Source organism: Pirellulales bacterium (assembly GCA_019636335.1).
Taxonomy (GTDB): Bacteria; Planctomycetota; Planctomycetia; order Pirellulales; family JAEUIK01; genus JAHBXR01.
The window spans coordinates 1-18,954 of record JAHBXR010000044.1 but is presented as its reverse complement, the minus strand read 5'-3'; the positions used below and the strand labels follow the sequence as shown (position 1 = coordinate 18,954).

Below are 18,954 nucleotides of genomic sequence, written 5' to 3'. Positions count from 1 at the left end.
ATGACAGGCTTCACCATCGTTGAAAGGCTGGCCACTCTCACCTTTGTCACGAGGCTGAATCGGGTTCACGCTTGCGCATTACGGCTGACATCTTCGTCGATCACGGGCTTCGCACGGACAGGTCGCCCCGCCGCACGCCGCTCGACTTCATGGCGCACGAGCAATTACCATGGTCAGTACCTTTCAACTGACAAAAACAACCAGACTTCTCCTGGCGCACCCACGACACGACGGCACGACGAAAGCAGGTGGGTAGCACCTGATCATTTTGCGGAGAAACTTTGCAACTGCGCGAGACCACGAATCGCAAAATGGTCGGCATCGCGCAGCGATCAGAGGATGAGTGAAAACGCTCCCATCTCCTCGCTCCGGAAAATCATCCGTGCCACCCGCTCGATGCGTAACTCCGCGTGAGCCCTTCGCTTTTAAAGACTCAAAGAACGTGGAACGGCGTAGGGTGTCACGCGTTCATCCATTCGATTTCATGTTCCAACATGGCTTCGAGGATCTCGACGGCCATCAATGGGAGCTGATCTGGATGGACACGGCCACGGTCGGCAACCTAGGCGACGGTCGCCCGGCGATCTACAATCGGACCAGGCGTCAACGATCTCCACTGCCGCGCAACGGTTGATCGCAGGGTTCCTTAGCCGGAAAGCCACGTTGGCATCGCCGTTCAGTCTCTCAGGCGATGGATGCCCTGATCGCCGCGGAGACACGTCTCTCTTTTTCCATGGCGGTGGAAAGTTGTTTCGACAACATGCTTATTCGCGCTGGCTTTGAAGCGGCTCTTGATTTTGTGCAGCCGACCGCGGTGCTGCTGATGGCCTACGTGCATCCGTCGCGATGCGACGAGATCCGCGAGCCCGAGAACCTGACGATCGCGCCGCACGTTCCTGTCTGCGAATACATCGACGGTTACGGCAATCGCTGCGGTCGGGCGGTTGTGCCTGGCGGGACGATCGTGTTCCGCAACGAGTTTGTCATCGCCGACGACGGACAGCCCGATCGACAGGTGCCGAACGCCTATCAGCATCAAGTCAACGAACTCCCCCACGAAGTGCTCATGTTTCTGCTCGCCAGCCGCTACTGCGAGGTCGATAGCGAGCTACGCGACACGGCCTGGTCGCTGTTTGGACATCTGCCGGCGGGCTGGCCACTTGTTCAAGCGGTGTGTGATTACGTTCATTGCCATATTCGCTTCGACTACCTGCAAGCGCGGGCCAACCGTACGGCGCTGGAAGTGTTTCGCGAGCGCGTGGGAGTGTGCCGCGACTACATGCACCTGGCCATTACGTTCTGTCGCAGTTTGAACATTCCAGCGCGCTATTGTACGGGCTACCTGGGAGACATCGGCGTACCGCGTTCGGCCGATCCGATGGACTTTAGCGCCTGGTTCGAGGTTTATCTGGGGGGCGCGTGGCACGCGTTCGACGCACGGAATAATCAGCCTCGCATCGGTCGGATCTTGATGGCTCGCGGACGCGATGCCGCCGATGTCGCGCTGACCACGACGTTTGGCGTCAATCAACTGCGTTCGTTTCTGGTATGGACGGATGTAATCGCCAGCTAGGTACAGGCCGAACGGTGGTACGCGCCGTGTAGCGCTCCCTCCCGAGGACTCGGTGTGGCCGCGACTTTCTGCATCTCTTCGCAAATAATTGGACGCGATACTTGTGGCCGAGGATGATAGAGCCGATGCGAGGAGCCATTTTGGCGTGGCTCGTCCGTGCTCGATCCATGTTGTCAGGGAGACGCTATGCCAGCGGTTACGCGACGAAGGTGGGGCTCGTTCGCCATCGGCTTGTTGCTCATTGCCACGCCCGCGACAGCCTGGGGACAAGGCATTGCGCAACAAAATATCTTGCAGGCCTTCGCCGATCAAAAAGAGGCCCTCAAAGTCAACGACCACATCTACCAGGCCAGCGGATTCAGCAATACCTATCTGGTGACGACCTCTGCGGGGAACGTCATCATCGACACCTCGACGAGCGCCTTCGCAGGCCGCCACAAGAAACTCTTGCAGGCGGTGAACAAGGAGCCGATCAAGTACATCATTCTCACGCACGGGCATCCGGATCACATGGGCGGCATACGCCAGTGGCGCGAGCCCGGCACCGAGGTGATCGCGCAGGCCAACTATCCGGCGTTTCGCGAGTACCATCGCCGTCTGCTGGCCTTCCACGCGCGCCGCGCCGCGGCGCAGTACAACCTGGCGCTGCCGGTCACCCTCTCGGCGGCCGAAGAACTGTTGCGTCCCGATTACGACGCCACGATCACCTTCGAGAAGGAGTACACGTTCAAGCTGGGCGAACTGACGTTCGAGCTGCACGCCGCGCCGGGCGAGACGCAGGATCAATTGGCCATCTGGATCCCCGAGTTGAAAACCGCCTTCTTGGGAGACAACTACTACGAAACGTTTCCGAACATCTACACGCTGCGCGGGACTGAGTTCCGCTCGCCCGCGCTGTGGATCAAGTCGCTCGAGATGGTGCGCTCCTGGCATCCCGAGCTCCTGCTGGGGAGCCACGTGGAGCCGATCAAGGGAGCGAAAGAAATCGAGCAGCGGCTGACCCACTACATCGAGGCGATTCGCTACGTCGACAACGAGACGGTGAAGGGGATGAACGCCGGCAAGGATGTCCACACGCTGATGCGCGAGATCAAGCTGCCCGACGAGCTCAAGATCGGCGAGCAGTATGGTCGGCTCACGTGGTCGATTCGCGGCATCTACGAGGGATACGTGGGCTGGTTCGATGAGTTGCCGCAGACGATGTACGCCGCGCCGGCCTCGAGCGTCCACGCCGACCTGGTCGAGCTGGCGGGGGGCCCCGACGGCATCGTGAAGAAAGCCCGCGAGCGTTTCGACTCCGGGCAGCTCGAAGAGACGCTGCAACTACTCGACGTCGTGTTGAACCCCGAGCGCAAGCACGAAGGGGCTCTGAAGCTGCGCATCGAAACCTGCATGCTCTTGAACGCGCGCACGGACAACGTTATCGAACAGGGCTGGCTGGCCGAGTTCATCCGCCGCGACGAACGGGCGCTCAAGGAATTGAGCAAGCCGCCGAAAAAGCGATCGAAGGCGAGCTAAGGGGCGCTGTGGTCGATCGAATAGTACGAGTGAACCGCTTCCTGGCCGGTGTAGTTCGCGCCCGCGCGGTCATCGGCTCCTCGGTATCGGTAGCCGAAAGTACAAGGCGCGTTTCCGCTACGCGAAAGCAAGCGTTTGCGGCGGTGGTAGCTGCAACCGTTCGATTCAAGTGTTCGTCGTAAATGCGAACCGAGTGGACGGTCATTGTCGCCTCGCAGATTGTCGAGATCGAGGTGGGCCAGCAGGTACCCGTTGGGCTCCAGCCAGCTTATTGCGTGTTCGACAAGTCCTAGCTTGTCGCCGATGTAGTGCAGACCATGCACGCACGTGATGAGATCATACCGCCGCGGTGGCGACCATTCGTGCAACGACGCGACTTCCAGCTTCAGCCAGGGGACACGTGGAGTGGGCCGGAGCATTCCCACGAGATCGACTCCGTGCAGGAATAGGTTCGGGGCATCGTTGCTCCATGCTTGTGACGCTTCGACCAGCGCTTCGCCGCGGCCGCAGCAAAGATCGAGCCAGGCCGCATGGCCTGCTTGTCTCGATCGAGATCGCAGCCACGTGACGGGATTGAGGCCCAATTCTTTCTCATAGCTGTTCGCCCCAGCCAGCCCACGTGCGCGATTCATGCGCGAATTGGCCACGACGCTCGACTTTTCGAGCTGGGCATTGCTTAGAAAGGTGGATGGCTTCGCTTCGCTCATTGGTTGGCTGCAATCCCACGGTTCTAGTACATCACGGTGACTTGATCCCGGTGCTCGACGATGACAATCGCGTGACCCTGGAGTCCGTTCGTCACCACCCCCCTCGATTGTAGCTTCGCGCGTGCTGGAGCCGAGTCGCGCCTCGATCTTGAGGCCGCGGTCGTGCGTTTAAAAGGGGATCGTCTTTACACGGCCGCCAGTCTGGTTAGATTCAAGCCTCACTTTCTCGCAGGTGGGAGCGCTCATGCTTGAATCGGTTCCGGTGCTGTTCGCGCAGTCGGCCAGTTTGCCGTTGCAGTTGATCGATGTGGTGGTGTTGCTCAGCATCGTCCTGGCCGTCACGCTGTTCGGCATGTGGATCGGTCGCAAGGAGGACAGCACGACCGATTACTATCTCGCCGGCAAGACGGTGGCCTGGTGGGCCGTGGCCGGCTCGATCTTCGGCACGAACATCAGCTCGCATCACATGGTGGGCATGATGGGGGCCGGCCTCAAGGAAGGTTTCGCCCAGGCCAACTTCGAATTCGGCGCCATCTTCGGCCTGATGATGCTCTGCTACTTCTTTTTGCCCTTCTATCGGCGGATGGGGCTTTACACGCTGTCCGAGTATCTCGGCCGACGCTTCGACGATCGCAGCCGGTTGGTTTACTCGATCACCAACATGGCGTTCCTCCTCATCCAGATGGTGGGCACCATGATCCTGGGGGCGCTCACCGTGGCAACCCTCACGGCCGGCTCGTCGTACGCTATCAGCTACGAGACGGCCATCTTCCTGCTGGCGGCGACCGCCGGAGCATACACGTTCTATGGCGGGCTGAAGGCCGACATCTTCAACGACGTCGTGCAAAGCGTACTGCTATTGCTGGCCAGTGGCTTGCTCGCCGCCCTGGCCATCTGGCACCCGAACGTGGGTGGCCTGTCGGGCCTGCTCGAAAAACAGCCCGAGAAGTTTCACGTCTTCTTCGAGCCAAGCCATCCCGAGCTTCCCTGGACCGGCGTCTTCAGCGGCCTGATGGTCTTGCACATGTATTACTGGGGAACCAACCAGTTCATGGTGCAACGCACGCTCAGTGCCCGCACCGATTGGGATGCCCGGCTCGGCACGATCGCGGCCGGCTTCTTCAAGCTCTTGATTCCGTTCCTCTGTATCGTGCCGGGCATGGCCGCGGCCTACATCCTGGCGATCGACCCGGCCACCGAGAGCGATACGGCCTTTGCCGGCCTGACGCGCGAGCTACTGCCGGCCGGATATGGATTGATTGGGCTGGTGATGGCCGGCCTGGTGGCGGGCATCCTCTCCACGATCGACTCGATGATGAACTCGACCGCCACGCTCTTCACCTTCGATATCTACAAAAAGTACATCCAGCCCGACGCCTCCGAACGTCGACTGATCTGGATCGGCCGCGGCGCGATGATCTTGATGGTCGGCGCGGCGATCGCGCTGTCGCTCGTCTTCGGCCAGGCGAAGGGGGGCGTCTTCAACCGCATGGCCGATTACAACGCCTACCTGGTGCCCGGCGTGATCGTGGCCTACGTGGCCGGCATCTTGCAGCCGATGGTCACGCGGACCGCCGCCCTGGCCTGTATCATCGCGGGCCCGATTTTCTCGATCATCTTCGAGCAGGTGGCGTGGTTCGGCTACGACCACAACTTACAGGCCTTTCATCGCGCGGCGCTGACGACGCTGGCCTGCTACCTGTTGGTGCTCGCGGTCAGTCTGCTGACGAAGCACGAGCGCCACGCCGGGTGCGAGCAGTACACCTGGGGGCGCTTCGAGCGCCAGTCGCCCCAGGATGAAGCGTTGATGCGCCCCTGGTGGCAGCATGACAAACTCTGGGCCGGCGTGCTCATCGCCTGCACGGTAGCCATGTGCTGGTATTTTCGGTAGAGGATGTTGCGCCGTCGTACGTTTGGTTCAAGTTTGTTGGATGCCCGCACGGCACCTCTGGCCGCTCTGTGACACGGACGATTTTCCGACTCCCGCCCAGCACGTTGGAAACGCCGCTCCGGAAAATCATCTGCTATCCTCACCGCTCGACCGCAACATCAAGGCGTAAGCTGCTCCCCGCTACCTTCAAGCGTCTATCTCTCAGCGGCTTCGCGCCGCGTGAGCCCTTCGGTTTTCAAGGAGCGCGCAAGTTCAAAGCGGTGCAGGCAGGTCGCGGCGGCAGAAGATGACCGTGGCAGCGATGTACGCGGCCAGGCCCATGCCCAGCAGAAGGCTGTTGTAGCGCAGCACCAGTTCCCAGGCGCGATCGGTGTTGCTGACCATCGCCTGGGGTTCGAAGGCGCCAAAGAACGTGAAGTAGGCCAGCCAGTCGAGCTTCGACACGGTTCGTGCCATGACCTTGATAATCAGGCCGATGATGAACACGCCCCCCATCAGGCCCACGGTGCGCCAGCGATAACTCTCCCAGGACGAGGCGAGCGTGCTCGTGCCAGCCAGGAAAAAGATCAGTCCGAAGATATTCGTCGCCGCGGGAATGAACGTTGCGGCCTTGATCGGCTCGTCGAATTCGATGGTCCAAAGCCCCATCGCGGTGCCAAGCAGACAGGACGCAGCGATCAGCATGCCCCCGACGATGGTTACCGTGGCCTGGGTCCACAGCACGGTAAAGCGTCGCACGGGCTGCGCGATGAGCAACTCCATCGTGCCCCGATTGATTTCGCCGCTGACGGCGTCGGAACCGCGCGAGATGGCCCACACGGCAGCCACCATCAACACGACGGGATCGACATAGGCCAGGGCAATTCGTCCCGAGTAGGTGGCCACCTCGTCGACCGACACGCCCGACAGGTTTTGCATCTCGGGGGGCAGCGCCTTGAGAAAGATCCGCAGCGCGCTGAGATCGACGAGGCTGGTGACCCAGACGAAGATCCAATTGAAGATGAACATGAGCACGGCGCAAGACAGGAGCAGGAGCCGCGCTTCACGGATCGACTTGAACCAAAGGGCACGATTCATGGGTGCTTTCCTGCCGAATTCCGGCCAGCTTTCCTGCGGGCGATCAAATCGCTTGCCCGGAAGCGCATTCCATCGGCATCAGGTGGATTCGGCAGCGTGGAACTTCTCGTAAATGGCGCGGAGACCGATCGGCTCGATCTGAACTTCGGCCAGGGGCAAGCGCGCGAGCCAGCCGAGCAAGGGAGATAGTTCGCCCGGCGTGAGGATTACCAGTTCGCCGTCGTCTCCCGTTTCGATCACCAGCTCGTCGGCGAGATGCTCGGGCGGTGGTACCAAGGTCCCCGTCAGCCGGGCGCGGATGCGGTGCTGCCGCCGCAAATCGGACATGGCCTGCGTATGCACGAGTTGACCGTTGCGGAGGATGACGACCCGATCGCAGATCTCTTCGATCTCGCTGAGCACGTGGGACGAGAAGATGACCGTGCTGCCGCCGGCCTGCGCCTCACGCACCAGGGCGAGCACATCGGCGCGGACCGTCGGGTCGAGATTCGCCGTCGGCTCGTCGAGGATCACCAGTGGTGTCTCGGCCGCCAGCGTCGCCGCCAGGGCCAACTTCTGCCGCATGCCGGTCGAGAAAACCGCCACTTGCCGCGTCAGGTTGATCTCGAGACGTTCGGCCAGGGCAATGGCGCGGGCATAGCTCGTGCCCGGGCGAATGTTGCAGAAGAATCGCAGCACCTCTCGGGCGCGCATCGTGCGGAACAGCCGCGCATCGCCCGGCAGGTAGGCGACGTGCCGGTGTACTTTCACCGAGTCGCGATAGGAGTCGAGCCCTTCGATCCGCGCCGAGCCACTGGTCGGACGCAGGAACCCCATCAGCAGGCGGATGAACGTGGTCTTGCCCGAGCCGTTGGGGCCGAGCAGGCCGAAGATCTCCCCCCGGCCGACGGTGAGCGAGCAGTCGGCGAGCGCGGTGAAATCGCCGTAGGTTTTGGTGAGCCGATCGACTTCGACGATCGGCGGCGCCGTGGTACGGCGCGCGGCACCGCTCGATTCAGACTCTCGAAGCGTGGAGGCAGAGGCAGGCATCGCGTCAGGCCACGCTAGCTTTCATCTTGGCCAACCCCGTCCGCGCCACTTCGAGTGGATCCTGCCCCCAATAGTCGCGGTTGAAGAGTTCGAGTGATAGCACGCCGTGCCAATCCTTGGCGCGGAGCTGGCTGGCGAGCTTCTTCAGATCGAGGATGCCGTCGCCGGGATAGACTCGATGCGAGTCGTCCTGCTTCTCGCGCGGGGGCTCGGCGGGGGCATCGTTCCAGTGGAAGCACGAGATGTGGTCGGCCGGAATCGAATCGAGCACGGCCCAATCGGTTCCGCCGCGGAACATGTGCCAGGCGTCGGGCGTGACGGTGGCGGTCGACTGATGAGTCCCCGCGGCGATGGCCCAGGCCTCTTCGAGGCGATTGATGCCTTTTACGAAGCCGAGAAACTCGACCGAGGCGGGCACTCCACGCTGGACGCTCAGCTCGAGCAGCTCGTTGTAGCGTGCGATGGCCAATTCGAGCGGCACGACCCCCCCGGGGGGACCGGCCACGATCCGTTCAACCCCCAACTCGCGGGCCACGTCGAGACGCCGCTTGCACACGTCCAGCGCCGCTTGGAATTTGTCGTCGTCCGGCTCGCACCAGTCGCGCAGCGAGATCATGCTCGGCCGCTGCAGCCCCGCATCGTCGAGCGCCTTGCGGACGTTGGAAACGGGATGCCCTTCTTCCTGATACTTCTCGACGTCGTTGATCCACAGCTCGATGGCGTCGTAACCCGCCTCGTGCGCAATGCGGATCTTGTCCATCAAGGGGGCAGGCTGAATGGTGCTGGTGTTCAGCCCGTAAAGAAAGTCTGCCATGGCGAGGGGCCTCTTCTGGTGGCGCGGCGGCAGGCGGATCGATACGTGGCCCGGATGCGGCGCAGCTCTGGGCAAGTCTCGCTATTGTCGGCGGCAGCGAGCCCGCTGGCAAGGCATGACTATCGGAAAGAGCAGCCGTGTGGCACTGCTGGCTTGCCCCATCCCGATCGGCAAGAGATTGGCGCAGTGCGTTCTATTCTCTTGGTGATTCAGCTCCGCACAGCGACAAGAGCATGTATGGATTTGCCACGGACCGGCCGAGGCAAATGCTGCTTATCGAACGCTACTCGTGCCGCAGCGCCTCGATCGGATCCATCGCCGCCGCGCGCATCGCGGGGTAGAGCCCGAAAATCACCCCCACCCCCACCGAGATGCCGAACGCCAGGGGAATGGACCACGGCACCACGACTGGCACCACCGTCTGAATGACGGGGGGCAGATCGGCCATCACCCGTGGAAAGGCGTTCTCGACCAGCAGGCGCGCCCAATCGGTGACGGGCCCACACGTCAGGCCCCCCAAGACGCCCGTCGCCCCGCCGACTACCGACAGCACGATCGTCTCGGCCAGAAACTGCCGCGTGATGTCGCTCCGTTTGGCCCCCAGGGCGCGGCGGATACCGATCTCCCGGGTGCGCTCCGTCACCGTGGCCAGCATGATGTTCATGATGCCGATGCCTCCCACGACCAGCGAGATCGCGGCGATCAAGCCCATGAAGACGATGAACATGAGCCGCGTGGTCTTGGCCTGCTCGAGCAGCTCGAGCGGCACGGTGACGCCCCAGTCTTGCGAGCGGTGGCGCCCCGCCAGCGTTTCTTTCACCAACTCGGAAGTCGCGATGACGTTATCGACGCTATTCACGCGCAGCGTGATCTGGCTGAGCTCGACGATTTCGCCTTCAAACGAGCCGCTGCGACGCGTGACGATCGAATCGCCGATGCGGTTCCAGAGCGTCGTGATCGGTATGTAGACGTCGCTCGAAAAATCCTGGGCCGAGAACGAACCACCGACCGCCGCCGTCGGATCGCGATGCTTCATCACGCCCACGACGACGTAGTAGGCCTCTTCCACGTGGATGGCGCGGCCGAGCGGGTCTTCGAAGGGAAACAACCGTTCGGCGGCGCCCGCCGAAAGGACGCACACGTTCTCGCGCTGCGACAATTCCGCGTCGGTGAGAAAGTGCCCGCGATCGACGCGCAATTGCGTCACTTCGGCATACTCGGGCGTGCAGCCGACGAGCCGTCCGTCGAGCGTGCGGTCGTAGAATGAAAACTGTCGCCGCAACTCGCGGATCGGCAGCGCGCGTTCGATCGTGGGGACGGTCGTCGTCAGCAGCTCGAAATCGGCGCGAGTCAGCCCATAAGGCGTCGGTCCTCGACTCACCACGATGCTGGCATCGGGGGGCTTGATCGAGCGGATGATGATATTGTCCGCCCCGAGACCTTCGATCTGTTCCTGCGCCTTGCGGCTGATGCCTTCGCCGATGGCGAGCAGCCAGATCACGCTCGATACGCCGATGAAGATGCCCAGCACGGTGAGCAACGAGCGCAAAGGGTGCAAGAGCAGGCTCTTCACCCCCAGCAGCCACGTTCTCAACCACAACGACAACACGGCAACATCTTTCTGTAGCGAGCGTTTGCGCCTCTCACGCAGAGGCGCGGAGCCACGAAGACTCTTGCGTTATGCAATTCATGCACCGCACACGTTCGGGTAGCACCGATCATTTTGCGGAGCAAACCAGCGGTCACCAAACAACTCCAAGTCGCAAAATGGTCGGTGTCGCGCAGCGACAAGAGGAATTGGTCGACTTTCTGTCAATCACGCCATTCCCGGCCCCATCTCTCCACGACTCCGCGCGCGTGCAAAATCTCACACGATCGACACGGCGCCGTTCGTTTTCTGATTCGACTCGACCGCCGCGCGGCGCACGTCCGATTGCAGCAGGCCATCCTTCAAACGAATGATGCGCTTGGCGTGCTGCGCGACGTCGTCTTCGTGCGTCACCATGATCACGGTCTTGCCGTCGGCGTTGAGCCGTTCGAGCAGGTCGAGAATCTCGGCCGTGGTCACCGAATCGAGATTGCCCGTCGGCTCGTCCGCCAGGATGAAACGAGGATCGTTCGCCAGGCTGCGGGCGATCGCGGCGCGCTGCTGCTGACCACCGGAGAGCTGCGCCGGCCGGTGCCGTAGACGTTCTCCTAAACCGACCAACTCGGCCAGGTCGCGGCAGCGCTGTCGCAAGGCGGGCGTGAGGCGCCCCTGGTAGTACAGGGGCACCTCGATGTTCTCGATCACCGTGAGCTGCTGGATCAAATTGTACGACTGAAAGACGAAGCCGATGCGGCCGGCACGGACTTCGGAAAGCTCGTCGTCGTGCATCACGGCCACGTCGTCGCCACCGAGGAAGTATCGCCCCGACGTGGGGCGGTCGAGGCAACCGAGCAGGTTCAACAACGTCGACTTGCCCGATCCCGACGGCCCCATGATGGCCACGTAGTCCCCCTCGGGCACATCGAGCGAGACGCCGCGCAAGGCGTGGACGACCTCACCCGAGAGGTGATAGTCCTTCTTGAGATCTTCGATGCGAACCGCGAGGTTCATAGCCCCGCTCCGCCCGCGGGCGGAGCACCGCCGCCGGCGCCAGCGCGCATCGCGGCGAAGCGGCGCATGGCCGCAGTCAATTCGGCGGCGTCGATCGAACCATCCTTGTTGGTATCCATCGAGGCACTGAACTGTCGCATCTGTTCCGGCAATTCCGACTCGGTCAGCTTGCCGTCGTGGTCGGCATCGAACTGCTCGAACATGGCCTTGGCCGCACCGGCAGGCCCCATGGCCATCATCTCTTCGCGGCGTTTGCGGCGTTCCGCGCGATCGCCCGAGGCGCTGTCGTCCTCACCGGCCTTGTCGTCCCCTTCGGCCCTGCCCGCCACCGGCCTGGCTGTTTCGACCTGGACGAGTGGTTCGTCGGCGGTTCCGCCATTCGATTCTTCGGTCTTGCTCGACGAAGCCGTCTTGCTCGATGGAACCTCCGCCTCGTTCGATGCGACCTCGTTGGTCGGGCGGGCGGCGATCTGCTCCTGGCGCTCCGGCAGGGTGGGGACTTCCGGCATCGCCACGCTGTCTTCGTGCGCCCGCGGATTCACGAGCACGATCTCTTTTTCCGACAAGCCCTCCTGGATCACGACCTGCTTCTCGTTCGTCGTGCCGATCTTGACTTCGCGTGGCTCGAGCCCCTTGGCCGTGCGCACCAGACAATAGTGGCGCTTGGCATGCTCGAACACCGCTTGCACCGGCACCTGGATCACGTCCGGCATTCGCGAAATCTCGATGCGCACCTGGGCCGTCATGCCGGGACGCAGGCCATCGGGGGGGTCGATGATGTCGACATAGGTCGCGTACTCCTTCACGGTCGAGCTGAACCAGCCGGCCGGAATCGGATAGTCGTCCACGCGGCGGACCTTGCCCAGCAGCTTCTTCTCGGGGAAGGCGTCGAGCTGAATCACCACCGGCTGGCCTTCTTTCACCCGATCGACGCGCGCCTCGTTGATCTTGGCCCGGACCTGCATCCGCTTCGGATCGGGCAAGCGCACGATGACCTGGCGCTCGCGAATCAGCGCCCCTTCCTGAATCACCACTTCCGAGTCGCCACGGCGATCGGTCGAGTTCGCGTAGACGACCTGGCCGGCCGAGGGGGCGAGAATCTCACACTTGTCGATCTGGGCTTGAATCAGAGCCAGTTTTTCTTCGTCGAGCCGCTTCACGTTCTCGTTCGACGCGAGATTGGCCTCGGCGATCTTGATGTCGGCCTCGAGCTGCGTGAGCATCTTGGCCTTGGTGAACTCGCGCATTACCTCGATCTTGGTCTTGGCCGTAGCGAGATCCATCTTCGCCTTTTCGACGGCGAACAGATCCGCCTCGAGCTGCAATTGCGTCACGAAGTCCTTGGCGGCCAGCTTCTGGCTATAGCCGGCATAATCCTCGGCGCGGCGGAGATTCTCCTCCGCCACGGAAATCTCGCCCAACAGAATCTGCTCGTCCTGGCGAAACGTGCCGTCGAGATATTCGCGCCGCGCGATCTGGGCCGTGGCCAAGGCGCTCTGCGCCTGAATCACCGACGCATTGCTCGCGTTGCAGGTGATCTGCTGCTGGTTGTATTCATTCTCAAGCGCCGACTTGTCGAGCCGGGCAATCAGCTCCCTCTTCTCGACATAGGTCCCCTCGGGCACGATCTCGAGAATGGCCGTCCCCCCGGTGTTCCGCGACTGCACCTCGCAGCGCACCTCGACGTTGCTCGAACTTTCGATCTCACCGCGCTCGGTCACCTCGTACAGGAACTTGCCGCGCTCGACGTGGTGCGTCAGATAGTCGGCCCGGGCCTGGCCGTCCCCCCCCAGCGGAAGGAAGAAATAGACGAGCCCGCCGGCCCCAGCCAGCAAGACCAAGAGGACGAGCATCCCGCCCCAAGCCACGGCTCGGCGGTTTCTCGTCACCAGAGGCGGTCGCGCAGACCGCGGATACGATCGGGAGGAGGGCATCGAATCCTCAGCGGTGTGACACCCACACGGGGCGGGCGCTGGTCGGGCGTGGGCTGCGAGCGGAGATTCCGCCCGAAGCCTACTTATTGTATCCGCCACCAAAACCTAAGTCATTACGGTAATTGGCGGCTCCGGGGTCATTTGGACAACCCAGGTTACCCAGGCAGCCGTTGCCACATCGGAGCCCGCGCGCAACATTCCCCTCTTAAACCAAACCCCGGCAAACCGGCCATGGTTTCGCCGTCCCCAGGAGGAACTCGAAAAGAGCGTAGCCGGACGCGACCGGGTGGCACGATGGCTTGCGGCGCGGTTCCCAGACTTCCACCCGCGCGAAGCGCCAGGACGCCAGTGTGGCGCAGCAACAAAAGGTTCCCTGCCGGCCATGGCCAAGGAAGAGCCAAACCGCCGGCTCCGGAAATCCTAACCCGAAGCGTGAGCGAGGGAGTTTTTTGGAAACAGCGTCGAACGAAGATACACCTCGCTCACGCTTCGGGTTGTGATGTGGAACATCACTTATCCGCCAGCGTTCAGCCCTCGCTCGCCGGCTGGTCTTGGCGGGTAATCTGGCGCGGTTCGAGCGGCGGATCGTACTCCTCGAACCAGTCGGCGACTTGCTCCGCGACAAAACTGGAACCCAGCTCGTTGAAGTGGCAATCGTCGTAGAAGTATTTCAACTGCCCATCCATCGACGAGAGATCGACCAGCGGCACCCCGGTCTCGCGGGCGACCTGTACCAGCCGCGCATTGAACTCATCGATCCCTCCCCGCAGCGCCATCTGATCGTAGAACGTGCCGGCACGCCCCCAGCCGAGCCACAGCAGTTCGTCCGCCTCGCCCGAGAGAGCCGGATCCCACAACACGGGTTGCGTCACGAACAGCAGGCGGACGTGCTTCTCGCGGCAGACCTCGGCCATACGATGCAGTCGCTGACCATATTCGTCGATGGCGCGTTCGAGCGGCGGAAGCTCGCGATGCTGCTCGGCCCCCTGGCGTTCTTGCCGGCGCACGATGTGGTGCCGCCCTTCAGGATCCTCGTAGTGGGTCGCCAATTGCACGGCGTAGACGTTCACCCAACGACGCGCGAGCTCGCGCGTCGACGTCTTCGCCCAGAAAGGCCGCTGGTAGTCGAGCAATGCTTCGGCGGCCGCGCGATCGACCTGCAACTGCTCGGTCTCGAGAAACTTGAGCAGGTCGTTGATTCCCACGAGCACGACCAGGGCGTCGATCTCCGCCATCAAAGGCGATTGCTCGACGAACTTCTGGTGTTGTTCGCTCGTGTAGCCGACCACGCCGGCGTTGCCCACCCAGACCGGTTCCGCACCGTCGCGATTCAGGCGATCGGCCAGCAGTTGCGGCCAGGCCTCGCCTTGATCGAGATAGGCACACTCGGTCGTGCTGCCCCCCAGACAAAGGATGCGATAAGCCTGATCGCGGGCCGGCCATTCCTCGCCGCGCACGCCGAGCGAGTTCGCCTGGAATCGCGCCGGCCCGCTGATGCCGGGCAGCACGGTCGAGTCGGGATGAAACGTGATCTCGAAATTCGGCCACGACAGGTGCTGCGGTTGCGAGATGCGCGAAGCGAGCACCGTTGCCATGACGAACTCGGCGAGCAACCACGCGAACGCCAGGCTGACGCTGAGCAGCGCGAGCTGCGGTCCGCGCCGCGCGAGCAATCGCCGGCCGGCGGGCAGCGCCAGCGCCAACAACACGAGCCCGACCGCCACCAGCGATGCCAGCAAGACGACACTGTCGGCGCGCGATTCGAACTGCCAGCCGCGCGCCAAGGCCGAACTAACATCGAGAGCCAACAACGCCGGTACGAAGACGATGGCGCCGGCAATGAACAACAACCGCTGCGTCGCGCGAGACATGGCCATCGATCGCCCAAGGTTCCGCGGCAAGATCGCCAGCCCTGCAACGAGCCAACCCGCGGATCCCACCACGAAAACATAGCTCGCCCACGGCACGTCGGAAGTGCCTTGGCAGTGGTCATTTCTGCTCGTTTTACGTCAGCTCATCGGGCCTCGTCGTGCGTGCGCTTGCAGGGCGGCAAATCCTGGTATCATCGGGCGATACCCAGCCAGAGCGTCAAAATAGCTGCCGCTCTCGCAAGTCGAGTAACCGCCTTCATTGACTAAAGCCGCCTCGGAGTCCCATCCATGTCGAACAGCGAATCGCGCGACTGGAACGAGATCATGCTCACCGGCGCGTTCTCGATCGCCGCGCACACGGCCTACCATCTCGGCGCGATCCGGCAGATATTGCTGGACTTCGCCGCGGCATAAGTGTCGGGACGCACGCGGAGCAGATGCGAAGACGGCACTCGCACTCGTTCGACTACTCGTTCGGATACGCTTCAACGTCCGCCTCGCCTTGTGCTTCGGTCGAGGACTCGAAGCCGCGCGTCGGATCGGGGCCCGGTAGCCGCGGCAGGCGCTTGGGATCGCTCACCGTGCCATCGTCGTTGTCCATCTCTTCCGGTGCGCCCGGCGGCGGTGCGATCCACTCGTCGCTGTTGCCACGGTTCGGATCCCCCAGGCCGGCCGGATCCAGGTCGTCGATCGGCGCATCGAGAGGCAGGATATCGGGCTCGATCAGGTCGCTCCCCCCCTTCGAGTAGTTCTGGCTCGTGATCGGGCCCGGATCGATCCATAGGCCGTGGTCGTCGAGTTGCATCGTCCCCAGATCGTAGTCGAGCCCCATGCGCACCACTTCGTAGTTGACCCACACGCTGAGGAAGTCGTTTTGCACCTGCAGCAGCCGATCCAGCGCGTCGACCAGGTCGCGGGCCGTGGTGACGCTGAACTGCGTCGTCTCCCCTGGCTTCGGTGGTTCGGTCAAACGCAACCGCGTCAACAACACCTGATTGATCGCCACGAGCACCGCCGCGCGACGCAATTCGAAGTTGAGCTGATTCAACTCCACCGTTCGCAGCGTGGCGCGCAGGCCGCGGTTCACGTTGTCGACATAGTTCATGTAACCGCGACGCGCCTGCTGATACTCGATCAACGCCTGCCGGTACTGGTTGCGTTCGGCCAGTCGCGTCAGCGGGGCGTCGAACTCGAGACCCATCGAGAGTCTGCCGTTCGAGCCCCGGAAACCCAGCAGATTGTCGTTCGTCGTGCCCAGATCGCCATCGATGCGGACGTTCAAGCCGCTCAACAGCGGGTTCGCGTTGAACTCGATCAAACGCCACGAGTCGACGACCGCCGAGCGGGCATTCATCCAGTCGACCCGATAGTTCCGCGCAATCTCGAGCGCTTCGCGCGAATCGAGCTCGACGTCGATGAGCGAGACCGTGTCGAGCCGCGTGCGGGCCTGCACCAGACCCAGCTCGGTCAGCTCGCCCGACAGATTCGTCAACACGATCAACAGGCGCCGCCGTTCGGCCTCGAAGTCTCCCGTGATGCCGAAGTATTCCAGTTGGCTCGACGTCTCGTCGAAGCGTTGGACCAGCGCCTCGTAATCGTTGTGCAGGGCGCCCACACGATGGTTAAAATCCTTCACTGAATACGCCGTTTGATTCGACCCGCCACCTCGGATCTCGCGCCGACCGGCAAGCTGTCCCAGCGCCTTGCGACGCGCGGACACGTTGTCGTCCAGCTTGTCCAAGTCTCCTTCGACCAGCGCCAGATGCCCCGCCACGCGACTGCGGATCTCGCGGGCGCGGGCGAGTCGTGCCTCGAGGTACCCCAGCCCTGCGCCAGCCGGCGGATTGCGCATCGTGTCGAGCAGATCGCTCAGCTCGTCCTGGATGCGCGTCAGCGCCGGATCGAGCAACTCGAAAGGCACGAGCATGGGATCCTGCACCAGCACGTCGATATCGGGGGGGATACCCAAGTCGATTTTGAAGCCGTCGAGCGTCCCCTGATAGGCCGCCTTGCGGCTGAGCAGAATGCTTTGGGCGTTGTAGAGCGCCTGACGCGCGAGATCGACCTGGAAGCGATCGATGCGCCCGGCGTCGTGGGCCGCTTCGAGCTGCGCGAGACTGTCGCGCAACCCCGTGACGTTCGCTTCCTGGTTGCGAATGTTGAGCTGGTCCTGCAGCAGGCCGATATAGCCTCCCGCCTGTTGAGCTCCGGCGCCGCCGCCGGCTCCCGTGCCGGCGCCGCCGGCGTTGCCGCCGCCGATGCGGCCGAAGCCGCCACCACCGACGCCGCTGAACCCTTCGAGACCCGCTCCACCCAAGAAGCCACCCCGACGCGAGGGGCCCCCCGTCGATTGACGGCCGGTCACGATATCGAGGTAGAACGCCTGATTGAAGCGATACATGGCGCGCACGTTCGACAGCAGGGCGCGCTCGGACACCGTCAATCGCTCGAGCACACGCGCCCGACCGCCGAAGCGCAACAGCGGCTGCACGAATGAGAAGTTCAACAGCGAATTGGCCGAGAAAGTGTTCTCGCCCGAGAATTCCCACACGATCGAGTTGGCCATGCCGGCGATCAACTCGCCACCCGCCGCATACAGCTTGCGGGCCTGTATGGTCCCAGGACCCGGCAGACCGCTGTTGACCAGGGTACTGTCGCCACCGGCTACGGGTCCTTCGGTCGTAAAGTTCGTCGCATTCCCGCCGAAGAACTGATAGTCGAAGCGGAAGCGCTCGAACGTCACGTCGAGGGCCGACAGATAGAGCTCTTCGAGGTTCGTCTGATAGTCGCGCGATTGCACCAGCGCCAGTTGCACGGCGGCGTCACGGTCCAACACGAGACGCCCCGTTTGACTCGTCGGCAGAAAATACTGCCACGAGACATTCTCCACCGTCGAGACCACACCGTTCTGATCCCAGCAAGGATACCCGTGCATCCCCTCGACGCAGATCATGTACTTGTGAGCGGTCGGGTCGTCGGGCGGACGCGGCTCGAAGTCGGGATTCGCCGGATCGTAGAAACGCGCCTCTTCCGGCACGTCGATCGTGTAACGGGGCAACTCCCAACGCGGATCGCAATCCACGCGACCAAGCAATTGATAGACTTCGTCGTCGGCCCAATGCCGATAGTATCCCCGCGTGCAGCCGGTCGATCCGCCCAACAGGCAGATTGCGGCCAACACGAACCACGCAGCGGTCGGTAAATAGGGGCGAGTGTGATTCATGCGGCGACTCCTCGTCGCACGTCGCCGGTAGGCGCGGCGGCGCTCCGCGCCGGGCTGTCGACTTCGAGCAGGCGTTGGAGCGCCTCGGCGAGCGATTCTCGCTGCGTCGCGTCGCATGTTTGATCGAGCGTGGCGGCCCATACCGACAGCTCTTCGAGCAACCGCCGGATGAGGGCGTCCCCTTGTTCGCTGAGATGCCACACCTGCCGGCGTCGGTCGACCGTCGAACGCGCCCCTGCCAGCAGACCCGCCCGACGTAAATCCTCGACCAGGCCACTCACGCTCGCCGGCGATAGCTCGAGCAATTGCGAAAGTTCGATCTGCGTGAGGCCCTCGGCTTCGAGCCGATCGCTCGCCGGTCGGTAACAGGCCCACAGCAGGGCGAACTCCGACTCGCCCAATCCATGCCCCGCGATTTGTTCGGCGAGCGAAGCGCGTAAGCGCCGCGCCGCCACGGAGACAAGCGCCACGAGGGCCGCCCAGCGCAGTGCCGGCTGGTCCTCCGATGGCGAAATAGGGCTGGTTGGTAAATTGGGTTGAATCACGATGTTCGATTCGCGGGGCCTGCGGAACGATTCACGAATCAACAATTCGACCCTTCGACCGTTCAGACTTGAACGATCCTGACGGTTGCTCCGCCCCTAGCGCGCGGACGGATCCCCCAAGATTTGTCACAAACCACTCACATAAAGTCACTTACGGAAACAGCCTGCCACCC

Annotated in this window: 14 protein-coding genes; 4 read left to right on the top strand and 10 right to left on the bottom strand. The window is 62.8% G+C overall.

All coding sequences use genetic code 11. The annotated features are described in order from the left end of the window. Nucleotides 1-457: 457 nt before the first annotated feature. From KF708_24355 to KF708_24345, 3 genes are all read left to right on the top strand, one after another. Nucleotides 458-634 carry a hypothetical protein gene (locus KF708_24355; protein MBX3415838.1) on the top strand — a complete coding sequence of 59 codons (177 nt, stop codon included), beginning with the start codon at nucleotides 458-460 and terminating at the stop codon, nucleotides 632-634. Between the two features lie 126 nt (nucleotides 635-760). Further along, entirely contained in the window at nucleotides 761-1,573 is an 813-nt protein-coding gene (locus tag KF708_24350) for a transglutaminase family protein (GenBank protein ID MBX3415837.1), read from the top strand. Between the two features lie 186 nt (nucleotides 1,574-1,759). Continuing rightward, nucleotides 1,760-3,091, top strand: a complete 1,332-nt coding sequence (locus KF708_24345) for an MBL fold metallo-hydrolase (GenBank protein MBX3415836.1) — start codon at nucleotides 1,760-1,762, stop codon at nucleotides 3,089-3,091. Here KF708_24345 and KF708_24340 read toward each other — a convergent pair. Continuing rightward, entirely contained in the window at nucleotides 3,088-3,798 is a 711-nt protein-coding gene (locus tag KF708_24340; GenBank protein MBX3415835.1) for a class I SAM-dependent methyltransferase, read from the bottom strand. The two genes, KF708_24345 and KF708_24340, sit on opposite strands and share 4 nt — an antisense overlap. Nucleotides 3,799-4,042: 244 nt before the next feature. Between KF708_24340 and KF708_24335 the strand changes: the two genes are divergently transcribed. Beyond that, entirely contained in the window at nucleotides 4,043-5,689 is a 1,647-nt protein-coding gene (locus tag KF708_24335; protein MBX3415834.1) for a sodium/solute symporter, read from the top strand. A gap of 252 nt (nucleotides 5,690-5,941) precedes the next feature. Here KF708_24335 and KF708_24330 read toward each other — a convergent pair whose 3' ends face one another. The 9 genes from KF708_24330 to KF708_24290 all read right to left on the bottom strand — a co-directional run bounded on the left by KF708_24330 (nucleotide 5,942) and on the right by KF708_24290 (nucleotide 18,706). Next, nucleotides 5,942-6,766: an ABC transporter permease subunit gene (locus tag KF708_24330; protein MBX3415833.1), complete on the bottom strand. Its 825-nt coding sequence runs from the start codon at nucleotides 6,764-6,766 to the stop codon at nucleotides 5,942-5,944. Nucleotides 6,767-6,844: 78 nt separating this feature from the next. Beyond that, nucleotides 6,845-7,795, bottom strand: coding sequence for an ABC transporter ATP-binding protein (locus KF708_24325; protein MBX3415832.1), 951 nt, complete (start codon nucleotides 7,793-7,795; stop codon nucleotides 6,845-6,847). A gap of 4 nt (nucleotides 7,796-7,799) precedes the next feature. Continuing rightward, a complete protein-coding gene (locus tag KF708_24320) occupies nucleotides 7,800-8,609 on the bottom strand; it encodes a sugar phosphate isomerase/epimerase (GenBank protein MBX3415831.1) in 810 nt (269 codons plus the stop codon). Between the two features lie 283 nt (nucleotides 8,610-8,892). Continuing rightward, nucleotides 8,893-10,209, bottom strand: coding sequence for an ABC transporter permease (locus KF708_24315; GenBank protein ID MBX3415830.1), 1,317 nt, complete (start codon nucleotides 10,207-10,209; stop codon nucleotides 8,893-8,895). A 267-nt stretch (nucleotides 10,210-10,476) separates the two neighbouring features. Continuing rightward, a complete protein-coding gene (locus KF708_24310; GenBank protein ID MBX3415829.1) occupies nucleotides 10,477-11,208 on the bottom strand; it encodes an ABC transporter ATP-binding protein in 732 nt (243 codons plus the stop codon). Further along, entirely contained in the window at nucleotides 11,205-13,061 is a 1,857-nt protein-coding gene (locus tag KF708_24305) for an HlyD family efflux transporter periplasmic adaptor subunit (GenBank protein ID MBX3415828.1), read from the bottom strand. The genes KF708_24310 and KF708_24305 overlap by 4 nt, the downstream gene beginning before the upstream one ends. Before the next feature lie 608 nt (nucleotides 13,062-13,669). Next, nucleotides 13,670-15,013 carry a hypothetical protein gene (locus tag KF708_24300; protein MBX3415827.1) on the bottom strand — a complete coding sequence of 448 codons (1,344 nt, stop codon included), beginning with the start codon at nucleotides 15,011-15,013 and terminating at the stop codon, nucleotides 13,670-13,672. Between the two features lie 466 nt (nucleotides 15,014-15,479). Then, nucleotides 15,480-18,236 carry a hypothetical protein gene (locus tag KF708_24295; protein ID MBX3415826.1) on the bottom strand — a complete coding sequence of 919 codons (2,757 nt, stop codon included), beginning with the start codon at nucleotides 18,234-18,236 and terminating at the stop codon, nucleotides 15,480-15,482. Next, a complete protein-coding gene (locus KF708_24290) occupies nucleotides 18,233-18,706 on the bottom strand; it encodes a hypothetical protein (GenBank protein ID MBX3415825.1) in 474 nt (157 codons plus the stop codon). Before KF708_24290 ends, KF708_24295 begins: the two co-directional genes overlap by 4 nt. Nucleotides 18,707-18,954: the final 248 nt, after the last annotated feature.